Annotated in this window: 13 protein-coding genes; 4 read left to right on the top strand and 9 right to left on the bottom strand. The window is 73.2% G+C overall.

Going from position 1 to position 12,863, the window contains the following annotated elements:
- Window positions 1-8: 8 nt before the first annotated feature.
- Window positions 9-1,607, bottom strand: a complete 1,599-nt coding sequence (locus tag WME73_RS14315; protein ID WP_437916044.1) for a collagen-like protein — start codon at window positions 1,605-1,607, stop codon at window positions 9-11.
- A 40-nt stretch (window positions 1,608-1,647) separates the two neighbouring features.
- A complete protein-coding gene (locus WME73_RS14310) occupies window positions 1,648-2,058 on the bottom strand; it encodes a hypothetical protein (RefSeq protein WP_437746010.1) in 411 nt (136 codons plus the stop codon).
- A gap of 189 nt (window positions 2,059-2,247) precedes the next feature.
- Here WME73_RS14310 and smpB point away from each other — a divergent pair, with 189 nt between their 5' ends.
- The 3 genes from smpB to WME73_RS14295 all read left to right on the top strand — a co-directional run bounded on the left by smpB (window position 2,248) and on the right by WME73_RS14295 (window position 4,730).
- The gene (smpB, locus tag WME73_RS14305) at window positions 2,248-2,772 is read left to right on the top strand and encodes an SsrA-binding protein SmpB (RefSeq protein ID WP_437535436.1); all 525 of its coding nucleotides are present in this window, start codon (window positions 2,248-2,250) and stop codon (window positions 2,770-2,772) included.
- Window positions 2,769-3,071 carry a hypothetical protein gene (locus tag WME73_RS14300; RefSeq protein ID WP_437746009.1) on the top strand — a complete coding sequence of 101 codons (303 nt, stop codon included), beginning with the start codon at window positions 2,769-2,771 and terminating at the stop codon, window positions 3,069-3,071. The genes smpB and WME73_RS14300 overlap by 4 nt, the downstream gene beginning before the upstream one ends.
- Window positions 3,072-3,275: 204 nt before the next feature.
- Complete coding sequence (locus tag WME73_RS14295; RefSeq protein WP_437746008.1) at window positions 3,276-4,730, top strand: DUF362 domain-containing protein; 1,455 nt, start codon at window positions 3,276-3,278, stop codon at window positions 4,728-4,730.
- Here WME73_RS14295 and WME73_RS14290 read toward each other — a convergent pair.
- The 7 genes from WME73_RS14290 to WME73_RS14260 all read right to left on the bottom strand — a co-directional run bounded on the left by WME73_RS14290 (window position 4,708) and on the right by WME73_RS14260 (window position 11,554).
- The gene (locus WME73_RS14290) at window positions 4,708-5,250 is read right to left on the bottom strand and encodes a hypothetical protein (RefSeq protein WP_437916042.1); all 543 of its coding nucleotides are present in this window, start codon (window positions 5,248-5,250) and stop codon (window positions 4,708-4,710) included. The genes WME73_RS14295 and WME73_RS14290 overlap by 23 nt on opposite strands.
- Window positions 5,251-5,291: 41 nt before the next feature.
- Window positions 5,292-5,711 (bottom strand): hypothetical protein, encoded by a 420-nt coding sequence (locus tag WME73_RS14285; RefSeq protein WP_272103474.1) that lies wholly within the window; start codon window positions 5,709-5,711, stop codon window positions 5,292-5,294.
- Window positions 5,712-5,836: 125 nt separating this feature from the next.
- Window positions 5,837-6,601, bottom strand: a complete 765-nt coding sequence (locus tag WME73_RS14280; protein WP_437916041.1) for a hypothetical protein — start codon at window positions 6,599-6,601, stop codon at window positions 5,837-5,839.
- The gene (locus tag WME73_RS14275) at window positions 6,591-7,880 is read right to left on the bottom strand and encodes an ABC transporter ATP-binding protein (RefSeq protein WP_437916039.1); all 1,290 of its coding nucleotides are present in this window, start codon (window positions 7,878-7,880) and stop codon (window positions 6,591-6,593) included. Before WME73_RS14275 ends, WME73_RS14280 begins: the two co-directional genes overlap by 11 nt.
- Window positions 7,877-8,617 (bottom strand): hypothetical protein, encoded by a 741-nt coding sequence (locus WME73_RS14270; protein ID WP_437746004.1) that lies wholly within the window; start codon window positions 8,615-8,617, stop codon window positions 7,877-7,879. Before WME73_RS14270 ends, WME73_RS14275 begins: the two co-directional genes overlap by 4 nt.
- A gap of 194 nt (window positions 8,618-8,811) precedes the next feature.
- Complete coding sequence (locus WME73_RS14265) at window positions 8,812-10,104, bottom strand: formylglycine-generating enzyme family protein (protein WP_437916038.1); 1,293 nt, start codon at window positions 10,102-10,104, stop codon at window positions 8,812-8,814.
- A gap of 4 nt (window positions 10,105-10,108) precedes the next feature.
- On the bottom strand, window positions 10,109-11,554 hold the full coding sequence (locus WME73_RS14260; RefSeq protein ID WP_437747976.1) for a sigma-54-dependent transcriptional regulator: 1,446 nt from the start codon (window positions 11,552-11,554) through the stop codon (window positions 10,109-10,111).
- A gap of 378 nt (window positions 11,555-11,932) precedes the next feature.
- Between WME73_RS14260 and WME73_RS14255 the strand changes: the two genes are divergently transcribed.
- Entirely contained in the window at window positions 11,933-12,712 is a 780-nt protein-coding gene (locus WME73_RS14255; protein ID WP_437916037.1) for a tetratricopeptide repeat protein, read from the top strand.
- The last annotated feature ends 151 nt before the right edge of the window (window positions 12,713-12,863 follow it).

Raw genomic sequence — 12,863 nt, 5'->3', positions numbered from 1 at the left:
CGCGGCGGCTAGCCGTTGACGAGGAGGATCGAGAGGTAGCCGTAATCGTTGCTTGTCCAGTTCGGGCTCAAGGTCTGGCCGCACATTCCGATGTTGTAGGTGCCCGCGGTGAGATTGGTGATGACGGCGCTGAGCCCGAAGGGGACGCGGGTATCCGCGGGGACCCGGCCGCCGGCCATCCCGAGGCCGACCGCCTGGACCTCGTCGAGCACCGTGCCAGACGGCCCGGAACGAACCCGCTGGTAGCACATGTAGAGCTTGAGGCTGTCCGCAGGCGAGCCGTCCGTGCCCAGGTACCGATGCGCGGTCGCATAGATCGACTGGCTCGTCGACGAGACCGCCACCAACGCTGTCGGCCCGAAAAAGTCGACAGGCCTCCCGACCGGCAGCGCGGCGTGCGGCCCGACGCCCTGGACCGTCAACGTCAGCACGACCCCCTGGGGCCCGGTCGGACCAACGGGGCCGGTAAACCCGCGTGGCCCCTGCGGACCGGTAGGGCCCACTGGCCCCTGCGGACCGGTAGGGCCCACTGGTCCCATGGGACCGACCGGCCCCTCTGGCCCGAGCGGCCCCATCGGGCCCTCCGGACCGATCGCGCCCACCGGGCCTTCTGGGCCTTCTGGTCCCCTCGGGCCCATCGGGCCCTCCGGACCGATCGCGCCCACCGGGCCTTCTGGCCCCCTCGGGCCCATCGGGCCCTCCGGACCGATCGCGCCCACCGGGCCTTCTGGTCCCCTCGGGCCCATCGGGCCCTCCGGTCCGGTCGCGCCCGTCGGGCCCTCTGGTCCCGTCGGGCCCATCGGACCGTCTGGTCCCATCGGGCCCTCCGGTCCGATTGCGCCCACCGGGCCTTCTGGCCCCATGGGCCCTGCCGCGCCTGCGGGCCCTGCCGGGCCCTCCGGCCCCCTAGGTCCAGCCACGCCTTCCGGCCCCGTGGGCCCGGTGGGGCCTGCGGCGCCCGTCGGCCCGATCGCTCCGATCGGCCCGGCCGGCCCTGTCGGACCAGCAGCGCCCGCAGGCCCGGTCGCACCGACCCTCCCCTCCGGCCCCGTCGCACCGGCCGGACCGATCGGTCCAGGCAGCCCCTGTGGGCCCTGAAGTCCCGTCGGCGAGCCGACCCACTCGCCGTTCTCGTCGATCACGAGGACGCCGTTCACGATGACCCCACGCTCGCCGAGCACCAGCGTGTTGCCGCTCGTGGTGTTCACCGTGACCGAGGTCGGCGTGATGTCGCCGTTCACATTGCCGGCGAGCAGCGCGTACGGGACGCTCGCGACCGTCGCGCGCGGCTCCAGCTCGACATCGTCGCCCACGGTGATGCCGAGGTACCGCTCGGCGCCGTCGAAGATCGCCTGCTCGAACGGGACGATCGAGCCGAGGCGCACCGAGAAGAAGCCGTCCTCGAACGTGATCGAATGGACCTCGCTCCACAGGGGCGTCGAAGCGTCGCGCTCGTCGTAAAGGGCGAACACGACATCGAGCGTCGCGCTGATGGGCACATCGCGCTCGTCGTAGAGCCGGCCTTGATGGGTGACGGTCGCCGGGACCGCCGCAGCCGCGGTCCCCGCGAGCACGACCGCGCCCGCCGCCAGGGCGGATGCCGTCATGCATCGCGCGATCATCGATGTCCTCATCGCCAGCTCCTCGTCATGGCAAGCTCCCGTCGGCTCCGATGAGCCCTCCTCGCATCCGCACCTTGGGTGAGGTCGACGTCCCCTGGTTCTGCGTCGGCTGCCCGAGCGTGAACACCATGCGGTAGCGCGAGCTCCTAGCGACCTCGCCAGCCGTCACCGTCTCGGTCGCCCCGACGCGCCTGGGAGTCGGCGCGCCCCCGCCGTGCCCATCGCCGCCCTGCCCGCCGCCGCCGCCGTGCGCATCGCCGCCGTGCCCGCCGCCGCCGTGCGCATCGCCGCCCTGCCCGCCACCGCCCCACCCCCCATCGCCGTCCACCGTGCCGGAGTCCGTGGCGACGCCGCAGCTGCAGCTGCACGCGGGGAGCAGCGCAGAGCTCACCACCATCGCCCCGAGCCAGGCCGAAAAGCGCAGTCCGCGATTCACTGAGTCCTCCAGGCCGACGGCAGGTCGTGCGAAAGGACCATTGGACGAGCGGCGGCGATCGGCGTCAAGCGAGGACGCCGCCACTGCAGCGGGGCGCGCCGCGCGAGCGGCGCGCAGCAGCAGCGCCGGCGCAGGCGCCGCCCTGTGAAGCGGTGTGGACAGGCGGCGGCGCGCGCGCTATGCGGCCGCGTGAGCCGCGCTGGCAAAGAGAAGGAGCGAGAGGGGGAGAAGCTCATCGTGCGCAACAAGCGCGCGACGTTCGACTACACCCTCGACGATCGGTTCGAGGCAGGGTTGGTGCTGCTCGGCAGCGAGGTGAAGATGCTCCGCGACGGCGCGGCCGAGCTCACCGACAGCTGGTGCGCCATCGAGAACGGAGAGGTGTTCCTGAAAGGGGTCAACATCCCCGTGATGTCCGGCGCGGCCTTCGGGCACGAGGCGAAGCGCCCGCGCAAGCTGCTGCTGCACGAGAGCGAGATCGAGACGATCCGCAAGAGCGTGGAGCGGGAGGGCATGACGGTGATCGCGACCCGCCTCTACTTCAAGAACGGCCGTGTGAAGGCCGAGATCGCCCTCGCGAAGGGGAAGAAGACCGTCGACAAGCGCGAGAGCCTGAAAGAGAAGGACGCTGCCCGCGAAGCCCGCGCGGCGATCGAGCGGGCCCGCGGCGGCGCCGCCCGCGGGCGGAGCGCCGGCCTGCGGAGGCCGGAATGACGTCGCACCTCACCTGGTCCAAGGGCGGCGAGGCAGAGCTCGTCGAGATCGACGGCGATCGCGTGCGGCTCCACTCGACTGCCTCCTCGGCGCCCGGAGCGCGCGTGGAGGGCTCGCTGCAAGCGACGGGGACGGCGATCCGGGTGAAGGTCGCCCGGTGCCGCCTGCGCACACCCACCGAGCCCAACGACGCGGCGCCCGGTGAGCGCACCTACGAGCTCGAAGGCCGGCTCATCGATGCGACGCGCGAGGTCCGCGCCGAGCTGGCGCGGCTCGTCGGCGGCGAACGCACGGGCTAAGCCACGACGATCCGTCCAGCAGCGAACGCGCAGGCTGTTCTGCAGCGGTAGCGCAGCGCGGCTCGTCCGGCCGGCTCGTCCGGCGGCGAGTGTTGCGATGGCTCAGCGCGACCCATACGCTGGCTTTCTATGAAAATTACGTCGCGCCCTCGTGTAATTCTGCGCCGCTGCTCGACGTATGACGTTGCGAAGATCCGCAGCATCGTGCGCAGCGGTCTCGAAGAGCTCTCGCTGCGCCCGCACGGCCGGACGCTCATCAAGCCCAACGTCGTCGCGTCGGGAACGCACTTTCCGCACGCGTACACGCGGCCCGAGTTCGTCGAGGGGGTGATCGGCGCGCTCAAGGATCGCGACGACGGGCGCGTGAGAGAGCTCGCCGTCGGGGAGCGGTGCGGCATCACGCTCCCGACCCGCATGACGTACGAGAGCGCCGGCTACTACCCGATGTTCCGCCGGACCGGGGTCAAGCACTACCACTTCGAGGAAGAGCAGCAGGTCGAGATCCCGCTCACGCACGAGGGCCGGCTGCGCGACTACGTGTTCACGCCGGAGCCCGTCGCGAAGGCCGACTTCTTCGTGAACTGCCCCAAGTTCAAGTCGCATCCCTGGACCACCGTGACCTTCTCGATGAAGAACTACATCGGGATCCAGGACGATCGGCACAGGCTCATCGATCACGATCACCGGCTGAACGAGAAGGTCGCCGATCTGCAGTACATCGTGCAGCCGCAGTTCATCGCGATCGACGCCATCACCGCGGGCGAGGGGCGGATGCTCACGCCCTCGCCGTTCGACCTGGGCCTCATCATCATGGGGAACAACCAGGTCGCGTTCGACTCGGTCTGCTGCCAGATCATCGGCGTCGATCCGAGGAGCGTCGAGCACATCCGCCTGGCGTCGGAGCGCGGCTTCGGCCCGATGGACCTCGGCGAGATCGAGATCACGGGGGACGTGACGCTCGACGAGGCGAAGCACAAGGCCAAGGGGTTCAAGGTGGGCCTCGTCCGCGTCGAGAAGTACTTCGAGGGCACGAACATCACGGCCTACGCGGGCTCGCCGCCCGAGCCCGAGCACACCGATTACTGCTGGGGCGGCTGTCCAGGGGCCATCGAGGAGGCGATCGAGATCCTGCGCGAGTACGACAAGGAGTGCGACGCGAAGATGCCGCGGATGCACGTCGTGTTCGGCGCCTACGAGGGCCCCATCGACGCGAAGCCGGGCGAGAAGGTGATCTTCATCGGCGACTGCGCGACGTACAAAGGGAAGATCGGCGATCAGCTGGTCAGCATCGAGAGCCTGTACCGGGAGCGGAGCGCGCGGGACCCCTACACCGCGAAGCACGACGACGTCCTCGCGAAGATGGTGAAGGTGACGACCAAGCTCGCGATGGCCCGGAACGAGACCGCCCTCCGGCTCGAGGGCTGCCCCGTGAGCGTGGCGGAGCAGGTGCTCACGCTGGTCACGCTCGGCAAGACGAAGAACCCCTACTTCGCCCCCGACCAGCTGCTCGACTTCAACAAGGCGTACGTCGCCTGGCGCGGGGCTTCACTCGCGAAGCGGCTCGCCGGCAAGCCCTACCAGGTCCACGGCGCCTGCTCGCGCGGCGACGCGGCGCCAGAGCTCCCGTCCGAGCCGCCTAGCCCGCCGGACGCAGAGTGAGATCGAAGAGGACATCGAGCTCGTCCCGCACCTTGAAGGCGCCGAGCGGCCCCTTGACCTCGCGCACGCCGAGCGCAGCCATCGACAGCTGACAGGTTGCCGTCACCCCGATCGCGCCGTCGCCGCGATCGCGCGAGGAGAGCCGCGCCACCAGCGAGGCGCTCCCCGAGGCGATCTGGACGCGCACCTCGGCGCGGTCACGCGTGGCCCCCGAGGCGCGCACCGCCACGATCTCGGTCCCCGCGAGCACCTCGCCGCGCAGGCGCCGCTCGATGTCGCCGCGATCTCCCGCGGAGAGCGCGTCGGGATCGACGCGATCGCCGCGCAGGACCCCCGCGACGGAGAGCTTGGCCACGGGGACCTCGAGCTCGGCGCTCCATGACTCGCCGTCGAGCCGCGCCCGACCGCGCAGCTCGGACGCCGTGATCTCGAGGTCGTGCGCCAGGCGCGCGAGCATCCCTACGGCTCGGGTGTGGATCGTCAGGCGGGATGCGTTCGGATCGAGGTGCAGCTCGCTCATTGGATGGAGCTCCTTTTCATCATCATTCAAGGGCGCGCCGGTCAGCGACGCTTGGAGCGGCGGGGACCGTCGGGCACGAGCACGTAACGGCTCGACGACGGCTCGGGCTGCCGGAGGAGCTCGGCTCGGAGCAGCGCCTCCGCGAGCCGCGCCTCGATGACCTCGTCCGTGACGCCTGGCTCGAGGGTCACCACCGCGGCCTGGATGTCGCGCGCCAGGGCGTCGAACTCCGCGCTGTCGAAGGCGTAGATGTCGTCGGGGAACAGGAGCGCGAGCGGCTTCCGCTCCACGGCCGTGTTCGTCAGCGCCGCCAGGTCGCTCTCGACGATGAGCATGACGCGAGCCCGCAGGCACATCCCCCTGCAGCGCGCCGCCAGCGCCTCGGACGAGCCGACGAGCAGGACCGATCGAGGCGCGTTGACCGCCTTGGTGGCCTCGTCGTCCCCGTGCTCCTGAGTCATTCCCTGAAGAGTACGTGAACGAGCGGATGAAGCCATCCCTCTTGCGCCGCTCACGCCATCGCGGTGGACGTCAAGCAGCCGGTCGGGGCAAGGCGAGCCGAGCCGCCGCGGCCCCGGCCCGCGCGCTACTCCCTGCAGCGAGCCGCCGCGACGAGCGCGAGGACAAGGGCACTCGACGCGAGCAGGGCGGCGCTCGCGGGCTGCCCGAGCCCGAGCGGCGGCGGACCGCCGAGGAGGTTGACGGCGTTGCCCCGGGGCAACAGTGCGCCGATCACCCCGGCCGAGCCACCGAGCAGGAGATCGGCCGCGAGCGGCACGAAGCGGCCGAGGCCGCGCCGGAGAAAGGTCGCACCGAGCGAGAACCAGCCAGCGTAGGCGGCTCCGGTGAGCGCGCCGATCCACCCACTGACGAGCATGTCTCGGACGAATGGCGCAGCGCCGGGACCATGGGCGGCGGCGACGACGACGACGGCGAGCAGCGCTCCCACGAGGGCGGAAGCGAGGGCCGTGGCCAGGGCGATGCCGAGCGCGACATGGTGGGACGAGGCGCCGAAGCGGGCCGCCGGCCAGGCCGCGTCGCGCAGCGCGGTGCGATCGGCGGCGTCGGCGGCGAGGGCGAAGATCGTGAGCGGCGTGGCGAGGCGGAACGTGGAGAGCAGCGCCCGGTCCACGGCCCCGGAAGGCCCGAACGCGATCTCGATGACCGCGGCCGCGACCGCGAGCGCGGCGCCGAGCCCCAACGCCAGCAGCGGACGCCGCGCGCGGAGGCGGCTCAGGGTCATCTCCATCCCGAGGCGGACGCCCGTCAGCGCGCGCCCGCCCCGCTCGACCCCCCCTTCCGCTGGAGGAAGCGGCCGCGCTGCGGCGCTCGATGCGCTCTCACCCACCATCGTGGCGTCCTGTCTCCGTGGCGCGCGGCGAACCGTCGGCCCCCGGCGGGTCGGCCCCGATCCGTCCGCCGGCAGCGGCATCGCCGTGCGCCGACAGCGGCTCACCAGCGGGCGCGGACGGACCGTCCGACGGCCGGCTGAGCGGCGCTGCCAGGCCGAGCGGCGTCGGTGCGTCGAACGCCGCCACCGCAAACGGCCCCTCGGGCGCGCCCGGCAGCGGGGCGGCGCCCTCGATCGCGGGTGCGCCGAAGGGCCGGCGCGAGCGAACGGCGGCCAGGTGCAGCGCGGTCGCCGCCCGCACGTCGTGCATCGACGGGGGCGGCGAGGAGATCGCGAGGAGCGTGACGTCCTCCCTCGCGGCCGCATCCAGGATCGCGAGCGCGGCCGCCTCCCTGTCCGCGGCCCGGATCCGCAGCGTCGACGACGCCTCCGCCGGCCCCTGCTCCCACGCGCCCGCGCGCACGGCGGGAGCGCTCGCGAGCGCCGCGGCGAGCGCGCGAGCGCCGGGCGCGTCGGGCGCCCGCTCATGAACGAGCACGTGGATCTCGACCTCGGGCCGCCCCGCGCCCGGCGGGTCCGCGCCCGGGGCAGCGGCGAGGTAGTCGCCGGCGCCAGGCTCGGTTCGCGCGATGACGCCGCGATCGAGCACGTGGATGCGGTCGGCCAGGGCGCTCGCGTCGACGGTCGAGGACGTGACGAGCACGACGCAGGCGCCAGCTGCAGCGAGGGCGCGCAGGCGCTCTCGGAGCGGCTCCGAAGACGGCACGGCGACGTCGGCGAACGGCTCGACGAGGCAGAGCAGGAGCGGCCGCGGCACCCCGAGGGCGAGCGACAGCTCGACCGCCCGGGCCTCGGAGAAGCTCAGCGAGGCCGCGCGGCGGGCGAGGAGCGGCGCGACGCCGAGCGGCTCGAGGAGCGCCGCGGCGCCGCTCGCGGGCGCGCCGCGGGCCCGGAGCGCGACCGACATGCACGACGCCACCGACGCGCCGTCGGGCAGCTCCGGGGTGGCGGCGAGGACGCCGATCCGCGCCCGCGTCGCCGCGCTCCGGCGCGGGTCGCGCCCCGCCACGAGGACGCGGCCGGCGAGGGGGGCTGCGCGCCCTGCGAGCACCTCCGCGAGGGCGAGCGTCCCGTCCTCCGGGGCGCCGAGCACCGCATGCACGCCCGGACCGAGCGCCAAGGACAGGCCCGAGAGGCCCCCCCGAGGGCGCCCCTCTTCGCCGGCGCCGTCGCGCGCGCGCACGCCCTCGAGCACCACGACAGGAGCGTTCGGGCTCATCCTGCAGGGCCTCCCGCCGAGCGGGCCGCGAAGGAGAGGAACGCGCCGAGCGCTCCCGGGATCGACCACCTCGAGTCGCCGGCGAGATCGGCGAGCCCCCAGGGGACGAGGGTCAGCACCAGGAACAGGGCGCGCCCTCGCGCCCCGGCGACGCGGCCGCTCGCCGCGGCGAGGCCGCCGAGCGTCACACCGGAGACCACGCCGAACAGGGCGAGCGCGGCGCCGTACGCGAGGTGCTGGAGGCCGAGCAGCAGCGAGCCGGAGAGGAGCGCCGCGAGCACCGAGAGCGCGGCCAGCGGGAGCGCGACGACGCGCGCGACCTCGAGCATCGCGGCGAGGCTGCGCACGCCGTGGAGCGAGGCCCGCGAGATCCCCCGCGCGGCGGCGAGCGCCTCGATGCCGTCGCGGCGATCGGCCCCCGGGCGATCGTGCGCCGCGGCGAGGGCGATGGGGCCAGCGGCCGCCCACGCGAGCCCGTGCGCCGCGGACCCGAGCAGCGCCTCCAGCGAGGTCGTCCCGTCGTCCAGCCGGAGCACGAGCGCCACGACGCCGCACCCCAGCGAGATGAGCGCCGCCATGGCGAGGCCGAGCCGCCCGCCGCGAGCGCCGCGGAGCCGCGCGCAGCCGAGCGCGACGGCTGCGCGCAGCGAGCGCCGCGCGGCCGCGCGCCGCCGTACGGGATCGTCCGGACGCTTGCTCGGCGCGTCGCGCGGTTCGGGGTCGTGCGGGCGGGTCATCGGAGGGAGCGTGCGGACGGCGCGGCGGCGACGCGCGCTGCTAGCGCTGCCCTTCCAGGCGCCCGGGCGCAAGGCGAATGTGCCGCGGACCGGAGGGCGCAGCCGGAATGTGGTGCCGCCGCGCGCCAGCGCCACCCGTTACGACGGCGTCGCGCCCGCGAGCCCCTGCGCGCTCGTCGCGACGCCGAGGGGACTCAGTCGTACGAGAGCCCGCGGCGGCCCTTGTGCTTGCGCTTGCGCTCCTTGTCGGCGACGCCGATCTTGCCCCACTCGTAGGTGATTCGACGTCGGAAGGCGCCCAGCGCATCGCCGCCGTACAGGAAGAGCTCGCGCGGCGAGTCCGTCTCGCCGATCGTGGGCTCCCAGAGATCCGACGGGACGAACGCGAGCAGCGCCGGCGCGCTCATGCGCATCCGGCCGATGAGGAGCCCGCACGTCGTCCCGTCTCCCGGGCGCGCCCGCTTCGCGCGCTTGCCGCGGCCGCGCGGCGCCCCGTTCACCCCGGCCGGCCGCGCGCAGCCGCCGCCGAGCACGAGCTCCTCGTTGCCCCGGGGGTGCCAGGTCCACATGCGCTCCACGCTGAACGCCCCCTCGGCCGACCCGGCCCGGGACGCGTTGCGCACCTCCTCCGGCGCGAGCGCCGCGAGCTGCGCCGCCGCGCGCGCGTCGACGAGCGGCTCCAGCCGGAGCGGGCGATCGCGCGTCACCTCGAGCACCACCTCGAAGCTGTTCACCTCGCCGGCACAGCAGCGGACGCCGACCTCGGGGCGGCGCGTGTCCGGCTTGGCGCCGCGCCCGTGGGCGCATCGCCCCACGAGCTCGCCCGTCGGCCCGTTGCCTCCGCGCAGCGTGACGAGCCCCGACTTGCCGCTGTCCCGCTGCCACTGGCTCGAGGTCCATGTCCATACGCCGCCGTGGAGATCGTGCACCCCGAACGCGCTCACGCACCCGGCGTTCACCCCGTTGGGCGTCAGGACCCGGCTCTGCCCGGTCGCGCAGACCGGCGCCTTGTACGTGTCGCCGTACTCGTACGTGGTGTTGTCCGGCCCCTTGCAGGCCCGCTCGATCTCGAGCTCCGTGCAGAGGCGCTTGCCCTGCGCCTCGCACAGCGCGCGCGCCTCGTCCTGCGCGATGTTCGTGGTCGGGATCGCGCCGACCTCGTTGGGGTACGAGAAGGTGTCGATGTAGAAGCCGTGCATCACGACCTGCGCGCCCGCCATCTCCTCGTCGGCGATGCGCGGCAGCCGGTCCGGCGGCGTGCCCGCGATGAGCACGCCCTTCGGGATCCACGCCATGCCGGGGCGCGGCTCCGGCTCGGTCTGGCTCACGTCCCAGGGCGGGGCGGCGTCGAGATCGGCGTCCGTGCCCGGCGAGGCGCCGCCGCGATCGCAGCCGGGAGCGGCCGCGAGGAGGCCTGCGAGCGAGGCGGCGGCGGCGAGGGCCTTCCCCCCCGGCGCGCGGACGGAGCGCTGCTCGCCGAGGCCCACAGGCTCACTCGGCGTCGCGCTCGCGGAGGTTCAGCTCCTTCATCTTGAGCTGGAGCCCCTTGCGCGAGATCTTGAGGAGCCGCGCGGCGTGGGTGACGTTGCCGTGCGTCTGCTTGAGGGCGCGCTCGATGAGGTCGCGCTCGAGCTTGCTCATCGCCGCCTTCACCTGCTCCTTGAGGCCGTCGGGCGTCGACGGCGCGGCGGAGGTGTCCGCGGCGGCGGCCGCGAGCGGCAGCGACGCGCCGGGCGCCGACGTGGCGCCGCCGCGGATCTCCTCCGGCAGGTCGTCGAGGCGGATGCGCGCGCCGTCGGCGAAGAGCAGCGCCCGCTCGACGACGTTCTCGAGCTCGCGGATGTTCCCCGGCCAGGCGTGCGAGGCCAGGCGCTCGAGCGCCTCGGGCTCGATGCTCTCGATGCTCTTCTTGAGGCGCGCGTTGAACTTCGCGACGAAGTGGGTGCAGAGGTGGGGGATGTCGCTCCTCCGGTCGCGCAGCGCGGGGAGCGCGATCGGGACGACGTTGAGCCGATAGAAGAGGTCTTCCCGGAACGTGCCCGCCGCGATCTCCCGCTTGAGGTCGCGGTTGGTGGCGGCGACGAGCCGGACGTCGACGTGGATGGTCTTGATGCCCCCGACCCGCTCGAACTCGCTCTCCTGCAGGACGCGCAGGAGCTTCACCTGCATCTCGTTCGGGATCTCGCCGATCTCGTCGAGGAAGAGCGTCCCGCCGGAGGCGAGCTCGAAGCGCCCCGGCTTGGAGGCGACCGCGCCGGTGAAGGCCCCGCGCTCGTAGCCGAAGAGCTCCGACTCCATGAGGTCCTTCGGGATGGCCGCGCAGTTGACCTTGATGAACGGCCGGTCGCGACGGCCGGAGTTCTCGTGCAGCGCCCGCGCGACGAGCTCCTTCCCGGTGCCGCTCTCGCCGCTGATGAGCACCGTGGTCGGCGTGTCGGCGACCCGCTCGAGGATCGCGTAGAGCTCCTGGATGGGCGGGCTCTCGCCGATGATGCCGAACCGGTCGGAGCCCCCCCGGGGCTGCGCCGCCGAGACGTCCCGCGTCGCGTCCGCGCTCGCGAGATCGCGGGTGCGGAGGGCCTTCTTCACGACGACGCGCACCTCGTTCTGATCGAACGGCTTCGTGATGTAGTCGAACGCGCCCGTCTTGAGCGCCTCGACGGCGTTGTCGACGGTCCCGTGCGCCGTGAGCAGCACCACAGGCCGCGATGGGTCGTCGCGGAGCGCGGCGCGGAGCAGGTCCATGCCGTCGACCTTGGGCATCCGGAGATCGGTGATGACCAGATCGATGTGGTGCTCCTTCAGGAACGCGAGCCCCTCCTCGCCGTCTTCCGCGGTGTGGACCTCGTAGCCATCCCGGCCGAGCTGGGCGCTGAGGACCCGCCGGAGGTTCGCCTCGTCATCCACGACGAGGATCTGCTTCTTTTCGGGGAGCATCACCGGGCGAGACTAGCAGAACCGGAAACCAAGCAAGCGCCGGGACCGTCTCTCGACGCTCCGGTCGGCCGGTCGGCCACCCACGCGCCGCGCGGGCGGCGTTCCCGTCCCGCTCCCGCGGCCGCCCTCCCATGCCGTCCCCCGGCCGTCGCTTCGCTCGGCGCTCCCGTCCCGTTCCCCTGGCCGCCGCTTCGCTCGGCGCTCGCCACGCCGGTCGGCAGGCCGAACGCATTGCCTCGAGGTCCGCAACTATTCCTTTTTCTCGCTGCCGGCGAAGCGGATCAGTATGCTGCGGCCACTTCTCGGAGGGCGGCTCGGATGCGTGTGCTTCGGACTTGGCTGGTCGGTCTCGGCGCGGGGATATTCCTCGCCGCGGGGTTGGCCTTAGCAGGAGATCCGGCCATCGAGTACCCCGAGTGCTACCGCACGGCGACCCCCGCCGACCTGGAAGGCGCCAAGGGGGCGCACAAGGCCGCCACCCAGTTCTACGAGCGCGCTGACTACGATCGCGCCATCCAGTACTGGAAGGACGCTTACCAGCTCGACTGCTCGGCGCACGGCGTGCTGATCAACATCGCCAACGCCTACGAGAAGAAGGGCGAGCGGGCCGAGGCGGTCACGGCGCTGGAGACCTACCTGGCCCGCACGCCGGACGCGAGCGACGCGCAGACGATCCAGGACAAGATCCAGAACCTCAAGAACGCCCTCCGGCCGGCGCCGAGCGCCAGCGCGAGCGCGTCCGCGTCGGCGCCGGCGGTGCTCCCGACGGCCCCCACCACCTCGGCGATCCCGGACCGCCCCAAGGAGGAGCCTCCGCCGCAGCCTCCTTACGGCTATTCGCCGTGGGTCGCGACGGGCGCCGGGGTCGTCACGCTGCTGGTCGGCGGGATCCTGACCTCGAGCGGCTTCGCGGACATCGGCGCCGCCGAGGACCGTTGCCCGTCGCGCAAGGGCTGCGCGGAGGAGGTGGCCGAGAAGGGCAATCAGGGGCGCACGCACGCGACGGTCGGCGGCGTGCTGCTCGGGTTGGGCGCCGCCGGCGTCGCCGGTGGCCTCATCTGGGAGCTCGGGTTCAATCAGCCCTCGCCCAGCAGGATCCAGCTGACGCCGGTCGCTGGACCCGGCGCGGCCGGGCTCGGCATGACCGGCCGCTTCTGAGGGCCGGCTTCCTGGCGGCCCGCTGCCTTTCGCCGGGCGTGACGGCGACGGGGTCGGGCGCCCCGACGGCGCGGAACGGCGGGGAGGCAGAGGCTGGCAAGAGAGCGCCGCCACGCGAGCGGGCGCTCACCGGCGCATCGTCTACTCTTCT

Source organism: Sorangium sp. So ce302, from assembly GCF_051530145.1.
In the GTDB taxonomy this organism is placed as follows: Bacteria; Myxococcota_A; Polyangia; order Polyangiales; family Polyangiaceae; genus Sorangium; species Sorangium cellulosum_B.
This window is presented reverse-complemented; position numbering and strand designations above follow the sequence as displayed.

Coding starts and splice junctions, on each gene's coding strand:
- WME73_RS14275 (WP_437916039.1), bottom strand. CDS start 7,880: ATGAGCCCGAACGCTCCTGTCGTGGTGCTCGAGGGCGTGCGCGCGCGC.
- WME73_RS14290 (WP_437916042.1), bottom strand. CDS start 5,250: ATGAGCGAGCTGCACCTCGATCCGAACGCATCCCGCCTGACGATCCAC.
- WME73_RS14300 (WP_437746009.1), top strand. CDS start 2,769: ATGACGTCGCACCTCACCTGGTCCAAGGGCGGCGAGGCAGAGCTCGTC.
- WME73_RS14260 (WP_437747976.1), bottom strand. CDS start 11,554: ATGCTCCCCGAAAAGAAGCAGATCCTCGTCGTGGATGACGAGGCGAAC.
- WME73_RS14280 (WP_437916041.1), bottom strand. CDS start 6,601: ATGGTGGGTGAGAGCGCATCGAGCGCCGCAGCGCGGCCGCTTCCTCCA.
- WME73_RS14315 (WP_437916044.1), bottom strand. CDS start 1,607: ATGACGGCATCCGCCCTGGCGGCGGGCGCGGTCGTGCTCGCGGGGACC.
- WME73_RS14270 (WP_437746004.1), bottom strand. CDS start 8,617: ATGACCCGCCCGCACGACCCCGAACCGCGCGACGCGCCGAGCAAGCGT.
- WME73_RS14285 (WP_272103474.1), bottom strand. CDS start 5,711: ATGACTCAGGAGCACGGGGACGACGAGGCCACCAAGGCGGTCAACGCG.